General features: G+C 66.7%; 16 protein-coding genes. 8 read left to right on the top strand and 8 right to left on the bottom strand.

Annotated elements, in window-relative coordinates; all coding sequences use genetic code 11:
• The first annotated feature begins 481 nt into the window (after positions 1-481).
• Together ACGFJ2_RS15335 and ACGFJ2_RS15330 are read left to right on the top strand one after the other, a co-directional pair.
• Positions 482-2,440 (top strand): DUF4082 domain-containing protein, encoded by a 1,959-nt coding sequence (locus ACGFJ2_RS15335; protein ID WP_393468397.1) that lies wholly within the window; start codon positions 482-484, stop codon positions 2,438-2,440.
• Positions 2,441-2,682: 242 nt separating this feature from the next.
• Entirely contained in the window at positions 2,683-3,693 is a 1,011-nt protein-coding gene (locus ACGFJ2_RS15330; RefSeq protein ID WP_393468394.1) for an ice-binding family protein, read from the top strand.
• 126 nt (positions 3,694-3,819) lie between these two features.
• Here ACGFJ2_RS15330 and rfbB read toward each other — a convergent pair whose 3' ends face one another.
• The 3 genes from rfbB to ACGFJ2_RS15315 all read right to left on the bottom strand — a co-directional run bounded on the left by rfbB (position 3,820) and on the right by ACGFJ2_RS15315 (position 6,473).
• Positions 3,820-4,809 carry a dTDP-glucose 4,6-dehydratase gene (rfbB, locus tag ACGFJ2_RS15325; protein WP_393468391.1) on the bottom strand — a complete coding sequence of 330 codons (990 nt, stop codon included), beginning with the start codon at positions 4,807-4,809 and terminating at the stop codon, positions 3,820-3,822.
• Positions 4,806-5,873: a glucose-1-phosphate thymidylyltransferase gene (locus ACGFJ2_RS15320; RefSeq protein ID WP_393468389.1), complete on the bottom strand. Its 1,068-nt coding sequence runs from the start codon at positions 5,871-5,873 to the stop codon at positions 4,806-4,808. Before ACGFJ2_RS15320 ends, rfbB begins: the two co-directional genes overlap by 4 nt.
• Before the next feature lie 144 nt (positions 5,874-6,017).
• Positions 6,018-6,473: a GtrA family protein gene (locus ACGFJ2_RS15315; RefSeq protein WP_358178696.1), complete on the bottom strand. Its 456-nt coding sequence runs from the start codon at positions 6,471-6,473 to the stop codon at positions 6,018-6,020.
• Positions 6,474-6,535: 62 nt separating this feature from the next.
• Here ACGFJ2_RS15315 and ACGFJ2_RS15310 point away from each other — a divergent pair, with 62 nt between their 5' ends.
• Complete coding sequence (locus tag ACGFJ2_RS15310) at positions 6,536-7,552, top strand: glycosyltransferase family 2 protein (protein WP_358178694.1); 1,017 nt, start codon at positions 6,536-6,538, stop codon at positions 7,550-7,552.
• Here the strand turns inward: ACGFJ2_RS15310 and ACGFJ2_RS15305 are convergent.
• The 3 genes from ACGFJ2_RS15305 to ACGFJ2_RS15295 all read right to left on the bottom strand — a co-directional run bounded on the left by ACGFJ2_RS15305 (position 7,503) and on the right by ACGFJ2_RS15295 (position 11,858).
• A complete protein-coding gene (locus tag ACGFJ2_RS15305; RefSeq protein WP_358178692.1) occupies positions 7,503-8,285 on the bottom strand; it encodes a GNAT family N-acetyltransferase in 783 nt (260 codons plus the stop codon). The genes ACGFJ2_RS15310 and ACGFJ2_RS15305 overlap by 50 nt on opposite strands.
• Complete coding sequence (rffA, locus tag ACGFJ2_RS15300) at positions 8,286-9,440, bottom strand: dTDP-4-amino-4,6-dideoxygalactose transaminase (RefSeq protein WP_358178690.1); 1,155 nt, start codon at positions 9,438-9,440, stop codon at positions 8,286-8,288. It lies immediately after the preceding gene.
• 87 nt (positions 9,441-9,527) lie between these two features.
• On the bottom strand, positions 9,528-11,858 hold the full coding sequence (locus ACGFJ2_RS15295; RefSeq protein WP_393468386.1) for a hypothetical protein: 2,331 nt from the start codon (positions 11,856-11,858) through the stop codon (positions 9,528-9,530).
• Positions 11,859-11,972: 114 nt separating this feature from the next.
• On the opposite strand from ACGFJ2_RS15295, the gene ACGFJ2_RS15290 reads away from it, so the two are divergent.
• Entirely contained in the window at positions 11,973-15,251 is a 3,279-nt protein-coding gene (locus ACGFJ2_RS15290) for a N,N-dimethylformamidase beta subunit family domain-containing protein (protein ID WP_393468384.1), read from the top strand.
• Positions 15,252-15,401: 150 nt separating this feature from the next.
• Positions 15,402-17,891 (top strand): hypothetical protein, encoded by a 2,490-nt coding sequence (locus ACGFJ2_RS15285; protein WP_393468382.1) that lies wholly within the window; start codon positions 15,402-15,404, stop codon positions 17,889-17,891.
• Positions 17,892-18,205: 314 nt separating this feature from the next.
• On the opposite strand, the gene ACGFJ2_RS15280 is transcribed toward ACGFJ2_RS15285, so the two are convergent.
• On the bottom strand, positions 18,206-19,036 hold the full coding sequence (locus ACGFJ2_RS15280; protein WP_393468380.1) for a class I SAM-dependent methyltransferase: 831 nt from the start codon (positions 19,034-19,036) through the stop codon (positions 18,206-18,208).
• 542 nt (positions 19,037-19,578) lie between these two features.
• Between ACGFJ2_RS15280 and ACGFJ2_RS15275 the strand changes: the two genes are divergently transcribed.
• Positions 19,579-20,904 (top strand): UDP-glucose dehydrogenase family protein, encoded by a 1,326-nt coding sequence (locus tag ACGFJ2_RS15275; protein ID WP_393468378.1) that lies wholly within the window; start codon positions 19,579-19,581, stop codon positions 20,902-20,904.
• Positions 20,905-21,156: 252 nt separating this feature from the next.
• On the top strand, positions 21,157-22,296 hold the full coding sequence (locus tag ACGFJ2_RS15270) for a glycosyltransferase (RefSeq protein WP_393468376.1): 1,140 nt from the start codon (positions 21,157-21,159) through the stop codon (positions 22,294-22,296).
• Positions 22,297-22,369: 73 nt separating this feature from the next.
• On the opposite strand, the gene ACGFJ2_RS15265 is transcribed toward ACGFJ2_RS15270, so the two are convergent.
• Positions 22,370-23,965, bottom strand: a complete 1,596-nt coding sequence (locus tag ACGFJ2_RS15265) for an NAD-dependent epimerase/dehydratase family protein (protein WP_393468374.1) — start codon at positions 23,963-23,965, stop codon at positions 22,370-22,372.
• Between ACGFJ2_RS15265 and asnB the strand changes: the two genes are divergently transcribed.
• Positions 23,964-25,817, top strand: a complete 1,854-nt coding sequence (gene asnB, locus ACGFJ2_RS15260; protein ID WP_393468372.1) for an asparagine synthase (glutamine-hydrolyzing) — start codon at positions 23,964-23,966, stop codon at positions 25,815-25,817. The two genes, ACGFJ2_RS15265 and asnB, sit on opposite strands and share 2 nt — an antisense overlap.
• Positions 25,818-25,863 lie beyond the last annotated feature (46 nt).

Here is a 25,863-nt window from a genome sequence, read left to right as displayed (position 1 = left end):
TCGCCCGTACGGGGATACCTTGTTCAAGCTTTCCGGTAAGTGTTGCAAGCGGCTATTGAAGGGTAAAGGGCGGTTCAATAGGACGCTATCCTAGGCTTTTCTTGATCACATATAGGTTTTTCGCGTCATGCCGTTCAAGGCGTGGTCCTCCCGAATGTCGTAGCGTCTTCAGCGGGATTGGCGACATTCGAGTCGCATTTCTCATGGCTGGACTTTAGCCGCATTTATGGCAAACGAGACGAATCAGGCGAGCGGCGACGCTCGCCGTATGTGTTCTTGACGAGCCGCAGGCTGCGGCGAGCCAGCCGATTGCCTGAGTAGCACAAGATACAGTGAGGAGTTGTGGCGCATGTCAAAATCACATAGCGATGCGCCCGATCGAGCAGTCCGCAAGGCCCTCCCCGAAGCTCTCAAGCGCGAAGCGACCAGCAAAGTCAGCTATTCCCGTTCTCTGGGGAATGTCGGTCGGCTGTGGACGGGGGTGAGTGCGGCGGTCGTGCTGGTGGCAGGTGCGGTGGTGGGGCTGCCGCAGGCCGCGAGCGCGACGCCGCCGGTGGACATCGGTGTCGCGGAGCCCTACGCGGTCGTGGCCGGGGTGTCGGTCACCAACACGAATCTGACCACGGTCACCGGAGACCTCGCGATCAGTCCCGGCAACACACTGACCGGCTTCCCGCCCGGCACCGTGAACGGTGACCGGGACCTCGGCAACGCGGCCGCGGCGGCGGCCAAGGCCGACGTGGTCGCCGCCTACAACGACATCGCCGGGCGGACCCCGGACGCCACGGTGGCGCAGCAACTGGGCGGCACGACCAAGGGGCCCGGCCTGTACGCCTCCAACACCAGCGCCTTCGCGATCAGCGGCACGCTCACCCTCGACGCGCAGGGGGATCCGAACGCCGTCTTCATCTTCCGGGCGACCACCCTGACCGCCGCCAACGTCTCCAACATCGCCCTGGCGCGCGGCGCGCAGGCCGACAACGTCTTCTGGCAGTTCAGCGACACCGTGACGCTGGGCAACTACTGCACCTTCCGCGGCAACGTGCTGGCCCAGAACGCCGTCACGGTTAATGTCGGTGCCTACACCAACGGCCGCATCTTCTCCCTGAACAGCTCCATCAACATCACCGGCACCAACAGCACCCCGGCCACTCAGATCACCCTCCCCAACGACCCGCCGACCACGACGACCCTGACCACCTCGCCCAACCCCTCCTGGAGGGGGCAGCCGGTCCTCCTCACCGCGGTCGTGCAGCCGGTCAGCGGCACCCTGACGCCCGCCGGCGAGGTGGTCTTCAAGGACGGCTCGACCGTACTCGGCTCGGGCTACCAGGACGCCGACGATCCGGCCACGCTCACGACCCCGAGCCTCAGCGCCGGGGATCACCACCTCACCGCCGTCTACCTGGGCGGGGACGTCTTCGACCACGAGGCACTGATCCACTTCGCGCCGAGCTTCTCGCCGGAAGTGGTTCAGCATGTGTCGGACAGCCTGTGGGACAGATTGGCCACGCCGGCCGTGCAGTCCCAACCCGACACGCAGGCGATCACGGTCGGCGTGAAGTTCCGGGCCTCGACGAGCGGGACCATCATCGGCATCCGGTTCTTCAAGGGCTCCCTGAACACGGGGACACATACCGGGAGCCTGTGGAGCAGCAGTGGTCAGCTGCTCGCGAGCGCGGTCTTCAGTAGTGAGACGGCCTCGGGCTGGCAGCAGGTGAATTTCTCGACACCTGTCTCGATAACTGCCAATACCACTTATGTGGCCTCGTATCACACTACGTCGGGATATTATTCGATGACCCGGCCTTACTTCACCTCGGCATTCACGAACGGTCCGCTCACCGCACTGGCGAACGGTACGGACCCGAACGGGGTGTACACCTACGGGGCGACCAGCACCTTCCCGACGACCTCCTTCCAGTCCACCAACTACTGGGTCGACGTCGTGTTCGAGCCGTCGGACAGCCTGTGGGACAAAGCGGTCACTCCGGCCGTCCAGTCTCAACCCGACACGCAGGCGGTCACGGTCGGCGTGAAGTTCCGGGCCTCGACGAGCGGGAACATCGTCGCCATCCGGTTCTTCAAGGGCGCTTCCAATACGGGCACTCACACCGGGAGCCTGTGGAGCAGCAGTGGCCAGCTGCTCGCGAGCGCGGTCTTCACCAGTGAGACGGCCTCCGGCTGGCAGCAGGTGAATTTCCCGACGCCTGTCGCGATCACTGCCAATACCACCTATATCGCCTCGTATCACACCACGTCGGGATTTTATTCGGTAAACCGGCCCTACTTCACCTCGTCGTACACGAACGGCCCGCTCACCGCACTGGCGAACGGTACGGACCCGAACGGGGTGTACACCTACGGGGGGACCAACACCTTCCCGACGACCTCCTACCAGTCATCCAACTACTGGGTCGATCCGGTATTCGACTCCTAGCGAGCCCGTGATTCTCCACCGGCCCGGCCGTGCGGTTCCGCACGGCCGGGCCGCGCCATGTCTCTGGCGCGAATACGACACGGGCCGCGTCGCACGTCATTTCTCTGGAACGGCATCGATGCCCGCTAATGTCGAATATCCAGAGTCTTATGGCTGGCGGAGTATCTTCCCCGGATCGCAGATAAAGGGATCGGCTCATGGCGAATGTTGATTTGTCCCGTTTTTCAGGGAAATTCGGTCGGTTGTCACTGGGAGTGGTGGCGGCGGTCGTGCTGGTGACTCTGCCGGAGAGTGCGCGCGCGACACCGCCGGTGAACATCGGCGGTGGGAAGCCGTACGGGGTTGTGGCCGGGATGTCGGTCAACAACGCGCATCTGACCACGGTCTCCGGAGATCTGGCGATCAGTCCCCACAGCACGCTGACAGGCTTCCCGCCCGGCACCGTGAACGGTAACCGGCAGCTGGGCAACGCGACCGCGGCGGCGGTCAAGTCTGACGTGGTCGCCGCCTACAACGACATCGCCGGGCGGTCCGGCGGTTCCACGGTGCCGGGGGAGCTGGGCGGTACGACCAAGGGGCCCGGCCTGTACGACGCCGGCAACGGTGCCTTCGTGATCAACGGCACGCTCACCCTCGACGCCCAGGGGGATCCGGCCGCGACCTTCATCTTCCGGGCGGCCACTCTCACCACCGCCAGGGTCAGCAATATCGCCCTGCTGCGCGGCGCGCAGGCCGACAACATCTTCTGGCAGTCCAGCGGCGCTACGTCGCTGGGGGTGTACAGCACCTTCCGCGGCAACGTGCTGGCCCAGGGCAACGCCACCGTGAACTTCGGCGCCAACGTCCAGGGCCGGGTCTTCTCCCTGAACGGCTCCGTCAACGTCACCGGCACCGACGGCATCCCGGCCACGCAGATCAGTCTTCCCGACGACCCGCCGACCACCACCACGTTGACCAGCTCCCCGAACCCCTCCGCTGCTGGACAGCCGGTGACGTTCACCGCCACCGTGGCATGGGTCAGCGGCAGCCAGACCCCCTTCGGCGAAGTGGTCTTCAAGGAAGGTTCGACCATTCTCGGCTCGGTATTCCTCAACACCAGCACCGGTCGTGCGATGTTCACGACGTCGAGCCTGGCCCCAGGGCAGCACCGGATCGTCGCGGTCTATCTGGGCGGCGACGTCTTCGACCACGAGGCCCTGATCCACCTGGCCCCGAGCACGTCAGGCCCGGTGAACCAGACCGTCACCCCATAGTGCGGTGACGACGGGCGTACTCCCTCTCCCCCCGGAGGGGGCGTCCCCGAGGGGCCCCGGCGGGCCGTGGTCTTTCACTCCCCCGGGAGGCGGTATCTCCCGAGGGACCTCAGCCACCACGGACCGTCACATAGATCGAGGCGTGGCAGGAGCCTTCAGCGGCCGCCACCACCGCTGGTTGTCCTGGTACCAGCGCACCGTCGCCGCCAGACCGTCCGCGAACCCCATAAGCGGTTCGTACCCGAGGGCCCGAAGCTTGCCGCAGTCGACGGAATAGCGACGGTCGTGCCCGAGCCGGTCCGGCACGTTCCTGACCATCTCCCAGCCCACCCCGAGCGCGCTGAGCAGCAGCTCCGTGAGCTCCCGGTTGGTGAGTTCGGTGCCGCCGCCGATGTTGTACGTCTCTCCCGGCGAGCCCTTCTCCAGCACCAGCTGAATGCCCCGGCAGTGGTCGTCGACGTGCAGCCAGTCCCGTACGTTCAGCCCGTCACCATAGAGGGGGACCGGCTCGCGGTCGAGCAGGTTGGTGACGAAGAGCGGGATGAGCTTCTCCGGGTATTGGTAAGGGCCGTAGTTGTTGGAGCAGCGGGTCACCCGGACATCGAGGCCGTACGTCTGGTGATATGCCCGGCAGAGCAGGTCACTGCCGGCCTTGGCCGCCGAGTAGGGCGAGTTCGGCAGCAGGGGCTCGTCCTCGGTCCAGGATCCTTCCGCGATCGACCCGTACACCTCGTCGGTGGAGACGTGCACCACCGTGCGGACGCCGGTCTCGAGTGCCGCCTGCAGGAGCCGCTGCGTGCCCAGCACGTTCGTCGTCAGGAAGTCGCCGGCGCCCGTGATGGACCGGTCGACGTGCGTCTCGGCCGCGAAGTTCACGATCACCTCGCACTCGGGAACGATCTCCGCGAGCAGCTCCAGATCGGTGATGTCCCCATGGACAAACCGGTAGCCGGGATGTCCGGCCACCGGCGCGAGATTGGCCAGATTTCCGGCGTAGGTGAGCTTGTCGAGAACGGTGATGTTCACGGCCTCGTAGCCCGGATGCGAGCCGAGCAGCAGCGACCGCACGTAGTGCGAGCCGATGAAGCCGGCGCCGCCGGTGACCAGAATCCTCATGTACGCACCTGTATCTTGCTGTGATCGCCCACCATGAGCTCGTGGGTGTTCGGCATGCCTTCCGCGCGGTTCACTTCGACGTTGCGCCCGATGAGGGAGTGTCCGATGCGCGACACGCCGCGGATGGACGAGCTGTCGAGCACGATCGAGTACTCGATCTCGGCGTCCTCCAGCACGCAACTGGCCCCGATCGAGGTGAAGGGGCCGACGAAGGAAGAGACGATCTTGGAGTCGGCGCCGATCACGATGGGCCCGCGGAGTACGGAGTTCTCCACGACCGCGCCCTGCTCGACGACGACTCGCCCGGTGATCTCGCTCCGGCCGTCTACGGTGCCCCGGATGTCGGGCTCGATCTGTTCGAGGATGATCCGGTTGCATTCCAGCATGTCCTGCAGCCGGCCGGTGTCCTTCCAGTAGCCGTTGACGAAGTGGGAGTGGACGCGGAAGCCGTTGTCGATCAGCCACGTGACGGCATCCGTGATCTCCAGCTCGCCGCGCGCGGACGGGGTGATGCACCGGACGGCCTCGTGGATGACGGGGGAGAAGATGTAGACCCCGACGATCGCGAGATCGCTGCGCGGGTGCTCCGGCTTCTCCGCCAGCCCGATGATCTCGCCTTCCGGCCCGAGCTCGGCCACGCCGTAGAACTGCGGTTCGGCGACCTTGGTGAGCAGGATCTGCGCGTCATGGTCGGCCTGGCGGAACGCGTCGACCAGGGCGGTGATGCCGCCCACCAGGAAGTTGTCGCCCAGGTACATCACGAACGGCTCGTCGGCGAGGAACTCTCTGGCGATCAGGACGCAGTGAGCCAGGCCCAAGGGGGCCTGCTGCGGGATGTAGGTGACCTCGAGGCCGAACTGCGAGCCGTCTCCGACGGCCTCGCGCACCTCCGCGGCCGTGTCGCCGACGATGATGCCCACGCTGGTGATGCCCGCGTCCCGTAGCGCTTCGAGCCCGTAGAAGAGGACCGGTTTGTTGGCCACGGGGACCAGCTGTTTCGCTGAGGTATGGGTGAGCGGGCGCAGCCTCGTCCCCTTGCCACCCGCTAGAACGAGCGCCTTCATCGGCTCCCTGAGTCCTTCCGCGAGGAGGACATGGCGGCGATGGCCGCCTGTCCGCTGGAGTTTATGCCGATCCCCGGCCAGGAAAACTGTGCGGTTCCGCGCGCTTGTCGAAGAACGCCCGGCACGTTGCCGAGACTAGATGGATCAGCGATCACGAAAAGTCCATGTTCGGTGTATCAGATAGCTTAGTGAGGGACTTATGAGAATTATCAAACCCTGTGCGATCATGATGGGAATTCCGATGACGCCCACGAGGATCGGCAGGCTGATGAGGGACGCCCCGAGGAAGCTCAGGCCGACCACATAGAATCGCAGGTACCCCCGCAGCCAGGAATCGCCGGAGACTCGGAACACCACCAGTCGATACCACGGATAGACGATCACCACGGTGACGAAGTGGCTGGTCACGACCAGGACAAGGTAGGGCACCGCACCCTCGGCGGCGAGCAATGCTAGGCCAAGGAGACAGTAATAGACAACTGCCGTCATGGCGCCGGCCATTAGGTATGTGATGCGGTTTCCAGCAAAAGTGGAGATCAGAGCCCGCCACCAGAAATGCGGCTTCTTGTCGCTTTTGGTGTGGCTCTCCACGTCAACCATGTCGCCCGCACTCCAGTTCGTCACGTGGTGGGGGCGGCACGATTGTAACCGGCTCACACTGGATGATCGGGGGATCAATGTCGGTGTCGGTGGTAATTCCGTGTTACCGATCCGCGCGCACTCTTCCAGCGCTGGTGGCCAGGATCCTGTCGACCATGAGCGAGGCATCCGTCCGGCACGAGGTGATCCTCGTCGTCGACGGCAGCCCGGACGACACCTGGGCGACGGCCGCCGGGCTGGCCCGGCGAAACGAGGCCGTGCGGGCGATCCACCTCTCCCGTAACTACGGTCAGCACAACGCGCTGATCGCCGGCATCAGGGAGGCGGCCTTCGAGGTCGTCGTCACGATGGATGACGACCTGCAGCATCCGCCGGAGCAGATCCCCCTCCTGCTGGCCGCCCTTGAGGGCGACCGTCTCGACCTCGTCTATGGCGTCTCCTACCGTGAGGAGCACGGCTTTCTCCGGAGCTTCGCCTCCCGATCGGTGAAAGCCGGGATGTCCAGCGCGCTGGGCATCCGCTCCGCCCGCGCGATCAGCGCCTTCCGCGCCTTTCGTACGCGGCTGCGCGACGGGTTCCAAGAGCTGTCGGGGCCGCATGCCTCGGTCGACGTGGCCCTGTCGTGGGCCACCTCCAAGGTGGGGTCGGTCAGCGTACGCATGAACGAACGCCATCACGGGCGCTCCAACTACTCCCCGCGGCTGCTGATCCGGCACGCGGTGAACATGCTGCTCGGCTACAGCACGGCGCCCCTGCGGGCGGCGAGCTACCTCGGATTCCTCGTCGGCATCGTCGGCCTGCTGCTGGGCGGTGCCGTTCTGTGGCGGTTCGCCATGGGAGAGACCACAGTGGCAGGCTTCACGACGATCGCCTCGATGGTCGCGCTCTTCTCCTCCGCGCAACTCATCTCCATCGGGGTCCTCGGGGAGTACATCGGCCGCATTCATGGCAGCGGCATGGGCCGGCCGACCTACGTCGTGCGCGAACGTGTCGGACCGACCGCGTCCGCCGACGTGGCTCCCGGTGGTCCTAGTGTTCCGGCCCAGGCAGGAGCGCGCTCCGGACCAGATGAACAGTGAGGACCGTCCGTACGGGCTCGAACCCGTATCGGGCCCACGCCCGCTGCACGCGCGTGTTGTGCCCCTGGGTGGAGATGACGACCTCGTCCCCGCCGCGCGCCAGCGTGCGGTCCTCGACCGCCTTGAGCAGGTGGGCGTACAGACCGCGCCCCTGCGCCTTCGAGACCACGCCGGCGAGCAGGATCTCCGTCCGGGATTCGGCCTCGTCCAGGGTGGCCAGCGCGAGGACACGCGAGGCCGCCCCGGCGGCGGGCCGATCCAGCAGCGCCAGGCAGCCCCCTTCTTCGGCCGAGCGCAGCGCCCATTCCTGGTAGCCGGCGAGCGCGTCGGCGGCGTCGAACAGGGGATTGGCCAGGTAGTGGTTTCCGTACGCGGGGAAGATGTCGGACACCAGATCCTCGATCACGGCGGTTCCGGTCAGCTCCGTCGCCCGCAGATCGGGTGACGCCACGGGCGCCCGGCCCTCGCCGGCGCGCAGCCGCCAGTACACCAGGGAGTCCGCGAAGATGGCGGTCCGGCCCAGGGCGGTCAGCCGGGCGTACCAGCCGACGTACTCGGCCGGGTAGCGAAGGATGATCACGTCCGCGGCGGATCGTACGACGGCCTCACGGACCGCGGCGAACGACGATCCGGAAACGGCGAGCCGCTCAATCGAGCAGCCGAACCGCGCGGACTCGAGCGGGGACTCCCGCGTCCGCACGGCTTCCGCCTCGATCACGTCATTCCACGCCATTCAGCACACCTCGTAGGCTCGGACCGCGTCGATCACGCGGGACAGGTGGGCGTCGTCCAGGTCGGCGAAGAGCGGCAGCCGTACGAGACGGTCGGCGACCTCCGCCGTGACCCGGCAGCCGCCCGGGGCCGTCCGCCCGTACCGCAGGCCGGCGGGTGAATCATGGAGCGGCTGGTAGTGGAAGGCCGCCTGCACGCCACGCTCGGCGAGATGAGCGATGAAGGCCTGCCGGTTCGCCAGGTCGGGGAGCAGCAGGTAGTACAGGTGCGCCGGATGCGTGCACTCGTCCGGGATCGTCGGCTGGGCGACCCCGTTCTCCGCGGCCCAGTCCGCCAGTTCCTCGTGATACCGGTCCCACGCGTAGTGGCGCCGGAACTGGATCTTGTCGAACGACTCCAGCTGGGCGGTGAGCTGCGCGGCGAGCACGTCCGACGGCAAGTAGCTGGACCCGATGTCGACCCAGCGGTACTTGTCCACCTGGCCGCGGAAGAACCGGCTCCGGTCGGTGCCCTTCTCCCTGACGATCTCCGCGCGCTCGCCGAGGCCGGCGTCGTTCAGGAGCAACGCGCCGGCCTCTCCGCACTGCACGTTCTTCGTCTCATGGAAGCTCTGGGTGGCCATGCGGCCGAACGACCCGAGCGGACGGTCCTGGTAGAACCCGCCCAGTCCATGGGCGTTGTCCTCGATGACCGCGAGCCCGTGCCGTTCCGCGAGCTCGCCGATCTCCTTCATCGCGCACCCGACACCCGCGTAGTGGACGACCACGATGGCCCGGGTGCGGTCGGTGATGGCGGCTTCGAGCTGTCGTTCGTCCAGGTTCAGCGTGTCCGGCCGGCAGTCGGCGAACACCGGGACGGCGCCGCGCAGCGCGTAGGCGTTGGCCGTCGACATGAAGGTGAACGACGGCATGATCACCTCGTCGCCGGGCCGCAGATCGAGCAGGAGCGCCGACATCTCCAGCGCGTGCGTGCACGAGGTGGTCAGCAGCACCTGGCGGGCCCCGGTGATCTCCGCGAGGAGACCGGTGGCCCGTTGGGTGAAGGGCCCGTCTCCGCGGGTGAACCGCTGGAGTACGGCCTCCGCCAGATAGTCGAGCTCGTTCTCCGAGATATGCGGCACGTTGAAAGGGATCGCCATCAGGCCGGATGCGTTCACGAACGCAGTGAACAACGGGCCGGACCGGCCGACACGCGTGGCGCCTGGTGGCTGGATGAGGCATTGCACAAGCCTTACCTGCCCACCTCACAATGAGTCGTCCGGCAGCTGATAGACGGCGTAATCGCCGGACCGGAACCGGAACTCCGCGAACTCGCCGATCCGCGGGCTGGGATTCCCCCGAAGCTCGTCGACGAAGAGCCAGCGCACTCCGTAGCGCTCTCGCAGGCCCCGCATGGCGGTCTGGCTCGGCGACTGGAAGGCCGTGTCGTTCAGCTTGATCAGTTCGGTGTCCCAGAACGGCAGACCCTCCGGCAGCAGCCCCGGACGCCAGTGGCTCAGGTTCGTGGCCGTGTAGGCCCAGCCTTCGACCAGCACATGCCGTTCCGACAGCGCGGCCACCCACGGGTAGCGGGTGTCACACGGGTTCTCGTACCCCAGGCGGCAGTGCGTGTTCGTGGCCACCAGGTCGTCCGGCCCGGAATGGTCGCGCAGCCATCGTCCGGCCGCCAGGGCCCCCTGGGGGATCACCCGGTTCTCCACCGGTCTGACCACCGGGTTGGGATCGTCCCCTGTGACGTTGTCGACGGCGGAAAGGACGCGGGCGTGCCAGTACGCGGGCAGTCCGATGGTCGTGAACGCGACGATCACGAGGGCCAGGGCGCGAGCGCGTCCCCTCAGGATCGCCACGAGCAGGCCCGCCAGTACGGCCAGGGCCACCAGGGTGAGATAGGGCCGGTACAGGATCCCGTCGCCCTGGCCGGCGCTCAACGGAATCGTGACGCCACAGAGGATGGGGATCAGGTAGACGGCGAGGAGTCCCGCGCCTATCGAGCACATGACCGCCTTGGGCGACACCCGTGCCCGCCGCAGGAGGATGAGGATCCCATAGGCCGCGACGGCCGCCAGATAGGGGTAGGCCCCCCAGAAGAAGAAGAGCTGGCTCTGGCCAGGATGCCCGAGGAGCAGCACCGCGCCGAGCCCGGCCGCGCCCATGCCGAGCATGAGGCTCACCCGTGGTCGCAGGAGCAGCCGCGGCCTGCTCAACAGCCCGAGGATGCCGGACCAGGTCATGGCCCAGCAGAGCAGGTACACCAAGGTGAGGCCGAGCAGCGAGCCCGCCGAGGGCGTGGTCAGGCCGGTGAGTTTGCTCCAGGTCATGCGCATGAAGGACAGAGGGTCCGCGACCAGCCCTTGCCGCTCCCGGCCGAACAGGACGAACTGCGCGAACAGGATGCATGCCGTGGTCATGCCCAGCATGATCAGTACGTTCGTGGACGGTCGGCGTCGCCTCAACACCTCGACCGCCGCCACCAGCACCAGCCCGGCGCCGAGCAGGGGTAGATAGGTGGCTTTGGCGCCGGTCAGCACTACCAGGAAGAGCCCGGCCAGCAGCCATTTGCCGGTGTCGGGCCGTCGGCGCTCGAGAAGGTCCAGGAGAACGAGGACGAGGGGAGCGAACAACAGGGCGCCCAGCGTCTGCGTGGGGCTGATCCACGCGGTGTCCGGAACCCCTCCCCAGGTGAACACCCCGTTCGTACCCAGGTACAGGGTCGGGGCGCCCACGAAGACCGTACCCACGACAGTGACGGCCCCGCCGATCCATGAGCCCGTGACGCGGCGCCCGGTCATGCCGGCCAGGACGACGAGCCCGGCCAGCATGGGCAGCATGGCCAGGCGGTACAGCAGGACAAGGGGTTCCACTCCGGACAGCCAGCTCGCCGCCGCCAGATGCGCGTAGACGAACCAGTGGTACGCGAGAGGCTCGCCCACGACCATCGGCACCGAAGGCGGCACATGGTGCTTCAACTCGCCGATCAGCGCCAGATGGAACGGCATGTCGGGATACGACGCTCCGAGACCGGGCCAGGTGATGGCGTGGGTGCCGAAGAACTTCAGTGCGCTCCCGGCGACCAGGACGGCGATGACGAGGGCGAGGCACCACGACCACCACAGGGGAGTCGCCGGGCGGGATCCCGCCCGCCAATGCCCGCGCAGGGACGGGACCACGAGGAAGAGCGCGTAAGTGGTCAACGGCCACACCGCGACGAGCAGCGGCATTCCGATCGCGCGAGCGCCTATGTAGACCAGGATCTCCACGGCGTAACCGAACGCCAGGCCCAGCGCGATCTCCTCTGCCGCCGTGCGCGGGCCGTGGTACAGGGCCCTGATCACCAGGACTCCGGGCAGTACCACTCCCAAGGCGACGTAGACGGCGAACAACGCCATGTCCGTGACGGATACTCCGTAGCGGATCAGTACGGCAGCGGTGAAAGCCGTCACGGAGGCGGCCGCGAGCCGTCCCGACAGTGCGGGCCTCCAACGCGCTGGGCGCCGGGTGGCCCGTGCGGGCCGAGCCGGATGCGCTGTCTCCACAGTGCTCGGCGCCGAACCGTTGACAGGCAAGATCTTGTCCATGGCCGCAAGCTTGATGCGGAGAGCGCTTCGATCGGGCTTGTCCCCCTGCTCACGGTTGTTTCTTGCCGCTTCCTTGTCCGGGCCAAAGGGTGATGGCTCGCGTTCTCCGGAGATATGCCGATCTCTGCGGCGATTGAGTTCTTAGCGGAGAATCAACATCGGCGTCCGTCCTGCTGGGAAATCGCCCTTCCCTCATCCGGTTCACGAGAGAACCGGGCATCGTTGTATTTAGTTGCTCATGACCCCCCACGACCGGCTGAAATCAGAGCGATCGAGGGATGCATCATGGCAGAAAGTGGGAAAAGGACCGGTTTGCGATGGCGGGCCTTTCGCAGCCCGCCCCTTGTTCTGAGCGCAGGAATTGCGGCCGTGCTCGCCATCCTCGGCGCCGCCCAGGCGCCGGCGCGCGAGGACGGCGCGGTCGGCATCACCGCGAACCTCGCAGCCACCCCGGGCCAGGGCGCGACGGTGAGTCTCAAGGGAGGGACGCCGCAGTCCGCACCCGCGGGTGCTCGGACCAGCAAGGCCACGCGCAAGGATTTGAAAGCGATCAAGGCTGCTGCCCACGGCCGTCCGCCGGGCCCGCTCAGGAAGAAGGGCGCTCGGCCGGCGACCTGCCCGCCGACCTCGGTCATCTGCCTGGAGAATTCCCTTCCCGGCAATCCGCCGAGCGAGTGGGACATCGTGGGGGCGGGCAGTCCCAGCATTCAGGGATATGCGGCGGATATGAGCGTCAATAAAGGGACGACCGTCGACTTCAAGATCGATACAGACGCCACCGACTACCGGTTGGACGTCTATCGCATCGGCTACTACAGCGGCATGGGCGCGCGGCTGATCACCACGCTGCAGCCGTCCGCCACGCTGCCTCAGGTTCAGCCCACGTGCGTGAGCGATGATGCCACCGGACTGGTCGACTGCGGGAACTGGGACGTCTCCGCGTCCTGGGCGGTGCCGGACACCGTCGTTTCCGGCGTCTATCTCGCCAAGCTGGTACGCGAAGACGGCACCCCCGGCGAGAGCCAGATCACCTTCGTGATCCGAGATGACACGCGTGGCGCGGACGTCCTGGTCCAGACCTCTGACTCGACGTGGCAGGCGTACAACGACTACGGCGGAAACAGCCTGTATACCGGAAGCCCGGCGGGGCGTGCCTTCAAGGTCAGTTATAACCGGCCGTTCCTCAACCGGAGCGCCGACATCAGCGGTTCGGCGGAGTCTTTCTTCTTCAACTCCGAATACCCCATGGTCAGATGGCTTGAGGCCAATGCCTATGACGTGAGCTATGCCACCAGCGTCGACACCGCCAGGATGGGGGCGGAGCTGCTCGAGCATCGCGCGTTCCTGTCGGTCGGCCACGACGAGTACTGGTCCCTGGAAATGCGGAACAATGTCGAGGCCGCCCGCGCCAGCGCGGTCAACCTCGCCTTCTTCTCGGGAAACGAGATGTTCTGGAAGACCAGGTGGGAAAGCAGCATCGCCGGACCCGTCCTCGCTTTCCGGACCCTCGTCTGTTACAAGGAAACGCTGGCGAACGCCAAGATCGACCCGAGTACACAATGGACCGGTACCTGGCGTGACCCGCGTTTCTCGCCGCCGTCGAACGGCGGGCGACCGGAGAATGCCGTGACGGGCACCATGTTCCAGGTCAACGGGACCGTCTCAGATTCGGTGGCCGTTCCCGCGGCCTACCGGAGCATGCGGCTGTGGCGCAACACATCCGTGGCGAATCTCCTGCCCGGCCAGACGGCGATCTTTCCGGCCGGAACGCTGGGCTATGAATGGGACGCGGCGCCCGACAACCTGACGACTCCCGCGGGCTCGGTGAAATTCTCCAGCGCGACGATAGGCAGGCTGGACAAGATCCTGCTCAACTTCGGTGGCACGTACGGCCCCGGGGTCGCGACCCACAATCTGATCCTGTACCGGCACTCCAGCGGCGCGCGCGTCTTCGGCGCGGGCACCGTGCAGTGGTCGTGGGGGCTCGACGCCGTTCACTACCGCCCTGGGACGCCTACGGACATCCGGATGCAGCAGGCGACCGTCAATCTCTTCGCCGACATGAACCTGCAGCCGGCGAGCCTGCAGGCGGGCCTGGTTCCGGGAGTCCCGTCACCGGACACGGCCCCTCCGACGACGACGATCACGAGTCCGTCCGCCGGCGCCACCGTGCCGAGCGGCACCACGGTCTCCATCCGAGGGACGGCGGTCGACGTCGGGGGCGGTCAGGTGGGAGGTGTCGAAGTCTCTCCGGACGGCGGCACCAGGTGGTTCCAGGCGAAGGGGCTCACGGACTGGCAGTACAGCTGGACGACCGGCTCGGCGGGGCCGGTGACGATATTGGCGCGAGCGGTCGACGACAGCGGGAATCTTCAGACGTCGCCGACCCAGAGGCCCGTCACCATCTCCACACCATGCCCCTGCACCACATGGCCGCCGTCCGCGACTCCCGCCACCGCTTCGCAAGCGGATCCCGCCGCAGCGGAGCTGGGCGTGAAATTCCAGCCCACCAGTCCGGGCCACATATCCGGCATCAGATTTTACAAGGGGACCCTCAACACCGGAACGCACACGGGTGATCTCTGGAGCTCCACAGGTCAGCTTCTGGCCAGAGCGACGTTCACCAATGAATCGGCGAGCGGCTGGCAGCAGGTGAACTTCTCGACGCCCGTCGCGGTGAGCGCCAACACCACCTACGTCGCCGCCTACCACACGACATCCGGGAGGTATTCGGTAACCCGGCCGTATTTCACCCAGCAGTATTCGTCCGGGCTGCTCATCGGGCTGGCGAACAGCGCCGTCACCCCAGGTAACGGCGTTTATTCGTACACCGCGACACCCGCCTTTCCCACCAGTACCTACCAGGCCACGAACTACTGGGTGGACGTGGTGTTCTCCCCGTCGAGCACGCTGTGGGACGAGACCGCGCAGCCGGCGATCGATTCCACCGGCGACAGCAAGGCGGTCGTCGTCGGGGCGAAGTTCCGTCCCACCTCGAACGGGGTCGCCACTGGAGTCCGGTTCTACAAGTCGCCGCAGAACACGGGAACCCACGTCGGGTCTCTGTGGGCGGCCGACGGCACGCTGCTCGCCAGCGCTACCTTCACCGGCGAGACTCCATCCGGATGGCAACAGGTGAATTTCGCGACACCGGTCCCGCTCACCGCGAACACCACGTACGTGACCGCCTATTCCATGAATCCGGGGAACTACTCGATAACCAGGCCGTTCTTCACGACGGGATATGGCCGCGGTCCGCTCTATGCGCCGGCCGGTGAGGAGGTGGCGGGAAGCAACGGGGTGTACAAGTACGGGCCGCCGCTCACGTTCCCGAACAATACCTACCAGCTCACCAATTACTGGGTCGACGTGCTGTTCGACGCCACGAGTTAGCACTGTCGTAGGGAAATCCTCCGGCCCGAGGCCGAAACTCGGGCCGGAACACCCCGCGATCCTTAAGAACCCACCAAGGGTCGGCAAGAACATCGCCGCACTCGGGCGTTCGCCCCTGTCCGAGGCGCCGGTGTGGTCAAGCTTGCGTTCATGGCCGACGCTCCACCCTTTCCGCGCTCCGCGCCGCCTTCCTACGCACTCACGCCGGAGCCGGGCGCGGCCCGGCCACCGTCCGGGAGGAAACGCGCATCGCTGCTGAAGCGCTGTTCGACCTGGCTTCCGGCGACGGCCGTGGTCGCCTGCGTCGGGGTCGCGCTGGGGTTCTATGGCGTCTCCGCCACGGACCTGGCTCTCTTCAGCCTCTACATCGCCCTGGGCGTCGCGCTGCCGGGCCTGTTGTGGGTCCGGGCGCTGTACCGGGGTACGCCCACGCTGATGGAGGGGCTCGCGCTCGGCCTGATACTCGGGTACGCGCTGGAGGTCCTCACGTACATCCCGGCTCGCGCGCTCGGCATGCCGCTGCTGGTGATGGCCTGGCCGATCGGCACCTACGTGCTCTTCCTCGCCGTCCCCCGGCTGCGCGGACACTGGAAGGGCGCCCCCGACGCCGGGAGAACGCCGCTCTGGTGGTCGTGGTGCACCGCGCTGATCATGATCTATCTGATCGTGTGGTCGGCCGTCAACGTCTTCAGAACCCAAGCCCTCACCTGGCCGGCGATGGGCACGTCGTTCATCGACATGCCCTTCCACCTGGCCCTGGTCGGCGAGTTGAAGCACCACATGCCGCCCATGGTGCCGACGGTCACCGGCGAACCCCTCGTCTACCACTGGTTCGTCTACGCGCATCTCGCGGCCGCCAGCTGGGTCACCGGGGTGGAACCCCTGGTTCTGCTCTTCCGCCTCGCCATCCTGCCCATGCTCGCCGCCCTCATCGTCGTCCTCGGGATGGTCGGCCGTCGCATAACGCGCTCGTACGGGGGAGCGCTGGCCGGCCTCGTGAGCATCATCTTCATCACGGCGCCGAGCCTGTATCTCGGCGAGACCACCGGGGTGTTCACCTGGAAGACCGTGCAGTCATGGTCGAGCCCGACCCAGACCTTCGGCGCCCTGTTCTTCGCCCCGATCGTCCTGCTCCTCATCGACCTTCTCGGCCAGAAGCCGCAGCCTCGGGGCAGGTGGGTCCTCCTGGGGATCCTGCTCGCGGCGGTCATGGGGGCGAAGGCCACCTATCTGCCGCTGCTCGTGGTGGGCCTCGTGGCGGTCGCGCTGGTCGAAACGGTCAAGTTGTTCAGCCTGCCCCGACGCCCGCTCGCCGCGCTCGGCCTCACCACGGCGTGCCTGCTGTTCGCCCAGTGGGTGCTGTTCGGCGGCGCACGGCAGGGGATCGTGCTCGATCCGTTGTCGATCATGCGCCTGACCCTGCGGGGAATGACCGGCCTGGCGGCCGGGGCCGAGCCGCCGGCGGCCGTCACGATCGGCGCCGCCCTGCTGTGCGTGCTCTGCGGGGTCATCACGTGGTGCGGGATCATCGGGCTCGTGGGCCGGCCGAACCTGCTCGCGCGGCCCGTGGTGGTGCTGGTGCTCAGCATGAGCGCGGCCGGTCTCGCGGCGGCGTTGGTGCTCGGCCATCCGCATCAGTCGGAGGGGTACTTCCTCCAGGCGTCCTATCCCTACCTGGCGATGCTCGCGGTCTACGGGCTCATGCTCATCGTACGGAAGGCGCGCGTGCGGCTCAGGGCGATGGTGTGCGCGGCCGGTGTGGGGGTGGTGGTTGTCTACGCCATCCGGACGCTCTGCGGCGTCAGGCTCCCGCTGGCTCCGGGCGCCGACTACACGGTCCTGTTCCTGCCGTACCTCGTTCTGCTGGGCGTGGTCCTGGTGGCCGTTGCCGTGCTGCGTGCCGCACGCCAGAGCAGGCTCCGTACCTGTGCCCTGGTGATCTGCATGGTCACGGCCGCCGGCACGCCCGCCGCCTGGTTCGCCCGCGTCATGCCCGGCACCTTCAGAACCCCCGTAACCACCGCTCAGAACCCGGCCGGGGCGAACTCGCCTGGAGTGGCCGCTGTACCGGCCCCGCCTGGGGCGGCCCCCGTTCAGGTCCCGAACGGGACCGTGCCGCTGCAGGCGATTCCCAAGGGGGCCTTCACCGCTGGGCGGTGGCTGCGCGCCCACTCGGCTGTCGACGATCTCCTCGCGACGAACGTGCACTGCCGCATGGGCTACGAAAACCCCTGTGACAGCCGCGCGTTCTGGGCGACGGCGCTGAGCGAGCGGCGGGTGCTGGTCGAGGGATGGGCCTACACGGTGACCAACATGGACAGCTGGCGCCCGGGCGAGGTGGTGGAGACCCGCCCATTCTGGGATGGCGAACGGCTCCAGGCCAACGAAGCGGTGTTCCAGGCACCCTCAGCGGAGGCGATCCGGCGGCTGCGGGACGACTATGGGGTCCGATGGCTCTTCGTGGACGAGCACCGGCTGAGTCCCGGCACCAACCTCGCCGCCTTCGCCGACCTCCGGTTCCGTGACGGCGACTACGCCGTCTACCGGCTCCCCACGGCGGACCAGCCGCCGGGAGCGCTCTCTGACGACGTGAAGCCGACGCCCCCGGGTCTCTCCTCGGGAGCACGCCAGCCGGAGTAGCACGGCGCCCACAAACGTTCGCCGGGCATCGGTTCCTCCGCTCCCCCCGGATCCCCCGCCCGCAGGGACGCCGGCCACGACGGACCGGCCCTTTCTGCTCCCACCGGGGGGATCCCACCAGGGGACCTCAGCCACGACGGACCGTCACAGGGTTGGAGGCGGTCGTGTGACGAACCCCCGGGGAACCCTTGGGCCTGATCGCCTCGACATGGCAGAGCGCGGCGACCGTCGCCGGCACCCACCGGCGCAACCCCCGCGCTCAACCCAAGACCACCTTCGCCACCAGTCAGCGGCGGCAGCAGCCGTCCGACCGATCAGCCAACCGGGCCGTCGAGCCCAGCCGCAGTTCGCGCGAACACATACTCATTGCAGCCATGACCCGCGCAGGTCTTCAGGTAACGCAGCTCAAAGCCACGCTTACGCAAGACGTCGAAAATCTCCCCGGGCGAGGCCACTTCAAAGGGGAAACCGCCGATCCAATCGATCAGATCGTGGCGCGTGGACATTCCGCGAGGCCGGACAGCAGCGGGGAGTCCGACGGCACACGCCCGTTTCACCGGCCTGGCCAAGGCCGAGCGAAGGCCGAAATATGCTCGGAAGATGAGAATGAGCAGGGCCCGCGAGATTCGACCGCTGTGCACATAGCGCCGTTTAACATACCACCACAGGCGACTTGCCAACCCTTGGTCATTGTAGATCGAGATGTACAGCAGCCCGTTCGGCGCGACAAGCCGGGAAGCCGCCTCGATCGCCCGCCACATGGCACCCGTATGGTGCAGCACGCCCCAGGAATATACGACATCGTGCTGGCCTAGAGACTGTGTGTAAGCTTCGTCGAGAATGGATCCCTGCGCCACACTCCAAGTGCTTTCCGGGGCGAAAATGCTGCGCAGTTTCGCCGATGCGGCGACGGAATTCACGTCGTAGTCGAAAGAGTGGATTTTCGCCCCCAGACGGTGCGCGGCCAGCGAGAACAGGCCGCTGCCGCAGCCGATGTCCAGGAAGGTGCGCCCGCTGAGGTCGGCGACCCCGAGGGCGTCCCTCAACGACGTCACGGCCATGGCGATCCGGTGTTCGTCGACCAGTTCGAGGAAGCTCAACCAGTTGTCGCCGAAGGCGAAGCGGTCCTGGGTGGTCTTGTCCACTGAATTTACCGTCATGACTTCACTCCGCTCTGAGAGATGCTCCAAAGAGCGCGTCGCGGGCATCCGCGCAACGCTGGATCCGCACCAAAACGTGGAAATCGCCCGCGGCTGACAAAGGTGCGATCGCTGGCCGGGCAACGCCGTCAACAATACGATCGCCGATCGCGGATATCCACCCGTGGCACACATACCGGCGTGTCTACGTCCCCAGGGGGCGATGCCGGTCGAGGGCCGATCTCCAAAGCTTGTCGCCCGTCGACCGGATACGTCCGTATAGGCCTTCCCGAAGCTCACATGGGGCCTGGCACATTCCACGCTCGGTGCCGACCGCATTTAGCGGGATTTTAAGGAAGCTCTGCCATGTCTTTCAGCCGTTGGCCGCCGCGTTATCAGGCGTCTCCGAGTAAGAAAGTAAGGTGATCTGGTTGGTCTCGGGCGACGTGGACGAGGACGACATCGCGGGACCAGCACCTTAATTACCGAGCGAGGGAGAAACTTTGCAGGATCATACGCTGATACGCCAAGATTCGCCCCAAGTGAAGATGTCGCAGTCTCTCGAGTCGCCCGACCGCCTCCGAGTAAGCGTGATCGGCGCCGGATATCTGGGCACCGCCCACGCGGTGGGGATGGCGCAGCTCGGCCACGATGTCATCGCCATGGACATCGAGAAGGAGAAGATCGCGAAGCTGTCGGCGTGCGAACTGCCCTTCTTCGAGCCCGGCCTCGGCGAGTTGCTCCGCAAAAGCGTGGAGGCGGGCCGGCTTCGCTTCACCGCCTCGTACGACGATGTCGCCGAAGCGGACGTCCATTTCGTCTGCGTGGGAACACCGCAGCTTCCCGGCTCCTTCAACGCGGATCTGCGATGGGTCGAGACGGCCTTCGCCGAGCTGGCGCGGCGGGTGGCCGGACCGGCGATTATCGTGGGCAAATCCACGGTGCCGGTGGGAACCGCGCGGCGCATGGCCGATGTCGTCCGCCACCAGACCGCCGGCGGCCGAGTGGAGGTGGCGTGGAATCCGGAATTCCTTCGTGAAGGGCACGCGGTTCAGGACACGCTCCAACCTGATCGGCTCATTTTCGGGGTGGAGTCGCAGTGGGCGGAGCAGTTGCTCCGGGCCGTCTACCAGCCGATCATCGAGGACGGCTGCCCCCTCGTGGTGACCGACTACGCCACTGCCGAGCTCGTCAAGGTCTCGGCCAACGCCTTTCTCGCGATGAAGATCTCGTTCATCAACGCCGTGGCGCAGATATGTGAGGCCACCGGCGGTGCCGTGCTGCCGCTCGCCGAGGCACTCGGCTACGACGACAGGATCGGCCGGCGTTTCCTGGGCCCTGGGCTCGGCTTCGGTGGCGGCTGCCTCCCCAAAGACGTACGTGCCCTGTATGCCTGCGCGACGGACCTTGGCCTGGACGAGGTCGCCACGTTCATCAGGCAGATCGACGCCATCAATCTGAGTCGCAGGGACCGCGCCCTCGCGCTCGGCCGGGAACTCCTCGCAGGCACGTACGAGGGAAGGCGGGTCTGCGTCCTCGGTGCCGCGTTCAAACCGAACACCGATGACGTACGGGACTCGCCCGCGCTGGCGGTAGCGGTCGCCGCCCATCGCGAGGGCGCGCGGGTCACCATGCACGATCCCGTCGCGATGAACAGCGCACGGCTTGTCCACCCTGAGATCGAGTACGCCGACACGATCGTCGGGGCCGCGCTGGAGGCCGACCTCGTCATGCTGTTGACCGACTGGACCGAGTTCCAAGACATGGATCCCGCGCTGCTCAGCAACGTCGTGCGCAGCCGGAATGTGCTGGACGGGCGCAACGCGCTGACGCCGGAGCGCTGGCGCGCGGCCGGCTGGACCTACCGCGCTTGAAGCAGAAGGCCGTACGGCCCCGAGGCCGTGCGGTCCCAAGGCGGTGAAGGCCGTACGGTCCCTGAGCCGTGCGGCTCTCATGCTGTCGAGGCTGTGCGGTCGCGAGGCCGTGCGGCTCTCATGCTGTCAAGGCTGTGCGGTCGCGAGGCCGTGCGGTCCCAAAGGGGTGATCACGGTGCGTTCTGGCGGACCTGATCAGTCCGGCAACACCCCGGACACAAGGATCATGCCAAGGGCATCGGAGGTCGCGTCATGAGGAGTCTGCACGTCTGCGAGGTCATCAAGGACCTGGGGGTCGGCGGCGCGGAGATGCTGCTCGTCGAGCGATTGCTGGCAGCGCCCGCCACGGGCGTGCGCTACACCGTCATATGCCAGGGCGCGAAGACCGACGAGCTCATCCAGCGGCTGCGCGCGGCGGGGACAGAGGTGATCAGCCTTGCCGCCTGGCCGCGGCGGCTCCGCCTCGCCCGGCTGGCGGTGGAGGTCAGGCGCTTGCGCCCGGACGTTCTCAATCTCCATTCACCCCTGCCCGCGTCGCTGCTCCGGGTGACGTCGCGGTTGTCCAGGCCGAGGCCCGCGCTGATCTCGACCGTGCACAACGTCCGCTACCGCCTGCCGACGATGCTGCTCGACCGGGCGACGGGATGGCTGGACGCCCGTACCGTGGCCGTCTCGCCGCAGGTCGCACGGGCCGTCGTCAGCCGGGGCGCGCGCAACCTGGTGACCAGGATCCACGGCATCAACGTGACGGAGATGCGCCGCCGGGCGGCGGAGGCCGCGCGGACGAGGCAGGGGTGGAACGTGCCCGAGTCCGCCTTCCTCATCGCGCACGTCGGCAACTTCCGCCCGCAGAAGCAGCACGGCGTGCTCATCGAGGCGGCGGCCAAGGTGGTCGACCGCGATCCGCGCGCCGTCTTTCTGCTGGCCGGCACCGGTCCCCTGTATGAGGAGACGGCTCGCCGGGTGGCCGACCTGGGGTCAGACAACGTGCGGCTCCTCGGACATGTGCCGGACGCCGCCCGCCTGATCGCTTCGTCCGATCTGCTCGTGCTCAGCTCCGCGCACGAAGGGCTGCCTGTCGTCGTCATGGAGGCCCTGGCGGCCGGCGTGCCGGTCGTGTCCACAGCAGTGGGAGGAGTGCCGGACCTGATCGACAACGGTCGCAACGGCCTGCTCACCAGGCCTGGAGACCCCGACGCGCTCGCCGAGGCCATCCTTCGGGCCATGCGGCCGGACACGTACGCCCAGCTTCGCGAAGGGATCCGGAACACCGCTGATCCTGTGGACATCACGCAGACAGCGGAGTGGTTCGAGCGGCTCTACGACGAAGTCGTCACCGATGGAGAGCGGAACGGCCGTGGTCGCGCGCCGCGCCGACGACACGGCTACTGAGGTGAGGGGGGACGGCCGAGCTGCCGGAATAGCCGGATCCCGCTGTTCGTCCGCGAAACCCGGCGATCTTCCACTATTCCGGCGCGGGAATGACTTCGTTCTTAAGAGTCCACTCCACCTGCGTCGTCAGCCCGGTTCGCAGATCGATCGTGGGCCGATAGCCGATCACGTCTTTCGCCAGAGAGACATCGGCATGCGTGTCCCGCACATCACCGGCCTGTCCGCTCCCGAACTCCAGCACGACCGGCCGCCCGACGATGTCGCCGACGAGGTCGGCCACGTCGAGCACCGAGGTGGTGACACCGGTGCCGATGTTCAGCGCCTCCGCTTCGACCTCCGCGTGCATGGCCATCACATTGGCCTGTACGGCGTCGGCGACGAAAGTGAAGTCCCTTCGCTGCTTGCCGTCGCCCAGAATCGTGACGGTCTTCCCGGACAGCGCTGATTCGATCAACTTGCTGATCAGCATGTCACGACGTTGCCGCGGACCGTAGACGGTGAAGTAGCGCAGCGCCACGACCGTTGGCCCGGATGGTCCGCGCCGCGCGTGAGCCAGGGCCAACTGCTCCGCGGCGAGCTTCGTCACCCCGTAGGGCGAGAGCGGGGCGGGGAGGTCCGCTTCGGTTACCGGTCCGTTCGGCGCACCGCCGTACACACTCGACGAGGACGACACCACGACACGACGGACCGAGGTACGGGCGGCCGCCTCCATCAGCAGATGAGTGGCGACGATGTTGCTCCTCGCATAGCTGGGGAACTCGGCTCCCCACGAAGGGCGGACGCCGGGCCGGGCCGCGATGTGAAAGACCGTGTCGGCCCCGTCGAACTGGTGTTCGAGGGGGATCTCCGCAAGATCGCCGCGAATCAGCGTGAAGCGGTCGCCGGTCTCGTTGAGCCGAAGGTTTCGCTCGGTGATCTCCGGCGGATGGCCCAGGCAATGGTCGATTCCGATGACCTCGTGACCGTCGTCGAGCAGTGACCTCGCGATGTGGGAGCCGATGAACCCGGCGACTCCCGTCACGACGATACGTTTCCCGGCTGGCCTGTCCACGGTATCCATGGGTTTCATCGATCGGTTCTCCTCACCTGAGTACAGAGAAATTGGCCGGCTCAGCGAGAACTGCTGTGAACCGGAATGGAAGCCCTTTACATCCTGTTGCCTCTTGGCGTCTCGCCGACGGCATCGAGGCATGCGGGTGGGAAATCCGGGATGGTCTCGACCGTCCCGCCGATATGTTCCGCTGGCCATGATACCGAGAATGATCGGGCGGGCACTTGTGGCGGGAAGGCGTGTTGCGTAAACGCGAGCAACCGGCGAATAGTCGTCTTCGATGTGTTTTGCGCCGGTGGCAAAGTCCGCAGACGATGTAAGCCGGGAGAAGCGGACGAAACGGTTGATGGCCCGGAGCCACGCCCACCTCGGTGGGGATGTCGCGGTGCATGGTCCACGGTGATCTAGGATCCGTTTCCAGCGAATCATGTGGGTTTCCAGGTCGCCGCGTTGCTCAATGCCTGGCGGCGCCGTTCCGCGGAATGCGGGAAATCCTGCCGCGCGGTCAATCGCCTGGTCCGGGAATACGGTTTTTGCGTTCACTGATGGAGGACCGATGTGCGGGATAGCCGGGATCGTATCGACGACACGGCCCGACCCGGCGCTGGTGCGCCGCATGTGCGAGGTGATCGTGCACCGTGGTCCTGACGGCGACGGATTCCACAGCGACGAGCACGCGGCGCTCGGCATGCGCCGACTGGCGATCATCGACCTGGCCTCGGGTGACCAGCCCGTTTACAGCGAGGACGGCCAGGTCGTCGCCGTCTTCAACGGTGAGATCTACAACTTCGCCGAACTGCGACAAGACCTGGCCGCACGAGGGCACCGGCTGCGCGGGACAGGTGATTCCGAGTGCCTGGTCCACCTCTACGAGGAGCATGGCACCGAGATGGTCCACCGGCTCAGGGGGATGTTCGCCTTCGCCATCTGGGATCGCGCGCGAGAACGATTGGTCCTCGCGCGTGACCGCGTAGGGAAGAAGCCCCTTTACTGGCGTTCGGACGGCACCTCGCTGATGTTCGGATCGGAGCTGAAGTCCTTGGCGCAGGATCCGCGCCTGCGCCGTGAGGTCGATCCGGTGGCGTTGGACCACTATTTGACGTACAAGTACGTCCCGGCGCCGTGGTCCATTTACCAGGACGTACACAAACTTCCCCCCGGCCATCTGCTGGTCTGGGAACGCGGGAACGCCTCCGTGGACCGCTACTGGGCGCTGGACAGTTCGCCGCGACCGGTGCTGGATGAGAAAGGGGAAGAGGAGCGGCTGCGTGAGCTGCTCTTGGAGGCCACCCGCATCCGAATGGTGAGTGAGCGTCCCATCGGCGCGTTCCTGTCCGGCGGGATCGACTCGTCCGCGGTCGTCGCGGCCATGGCCATGCAGAGCCAGGAACAGGTACGCACATTCTGCATCGGCTTCGAGGACAGTGATTATGACGAGCGGCACAAGGCCCGGATGGTGGCGGAGCGATATGGCACCGACCATCATGAGCTCGTCGTCACCTCCGACTTGCTGGACGTTCTGCCGCGCATTGCCTGGCACTTCGACGAGCCGTTCGCCGACGCCTCGGCCATCCCCAGCTTCTACGTCGCGCAGCTGAGCCGGAAGCACGTCACCGTGGTGCTCAACGGTGACGGCGGCGACGAGAGCTTCGGGGGATATCAGCGTTACGTTCGGATGGGGCAGGCCGAGCGGATACCGGTCATGCCCCGCGCACTGGCGATGGCGACCGGCCGCATCGGCGACATGATCGCGGACCGGACCACCGGCGGCTCTCTGCCCCGGCGGCTCGCCCGGCTGATGCAGTTCGCCGCGGAGCGCCCCGCACGCCGCTACGCCCGCCTCATGTCCCAGTACACACACCGGCAGAAGTTCGCCGTCTACAGTGACGAACTTCGCGATCGTCTGGTGGGGGCGGACAGCTACCGGCTGCTCGACGAGGCGTTCGAGCGGTCATCGGCGGCCACCGACCTCGGCCGCATCCTGGACGTGGACGTGGCGAGCTACCTACCGGACGATCTCCTGGTCAAGGTGGATATCTCCGCCATGGCCAACTCTCTGGAGGCCCGCTCTCCGCTCCTGGACCACCACCTCATGGAATGGGCGGCCGGCCTGCCCATCGCACTGAAGGTGCGCAACGGCGAGACGAAGATCCTGCTCAAGCGGGCCGTCGCTCCTTGGCTGCCCAAGGAGATCCTGGGCTTCCCCAAGCAGGGATTCGACGTGCCGCTGGCGACCTGGCTCCGGGGTGAGCTGCGTGAACCGGCCTTCGACCTGCTCACCGACGCAACCGCCCGCGCTCGGGGCCTGTTCCGGCCACAGGTCGTCCGGAACCTCCTCCAGCGGCACGTCGAAGGGGCCGACCACAGCGTCCAGCTGTGGGCTCTCCTGCAGTTCGAACTCTGGTACCGAGCTCACGTGACCTCAGACGACCTGGTGATACCGGAAACCGGCTGTGCCCCTTTGACGTAGTCCCGGTGGCCGCGTGCTCACCACGACAAGGAAGATGTGATGCGTA

The sequence above is a fragment of the Nonomuraea sp. NPDC049028 genome (assembly GCF_043197735.1).
In the GTDB taxonomy this organism is placed as follows: Bacteria; Actinomycetota; Actinomycetes; order Streptosporangiales; family Streptosporangiaceae; genus Nonomuraea.
The sequence above is the reverse complement of the archived record's forward strand: the minus strand, read 5'-3'. Positions and strand labels throughout refer to the sequence as shown.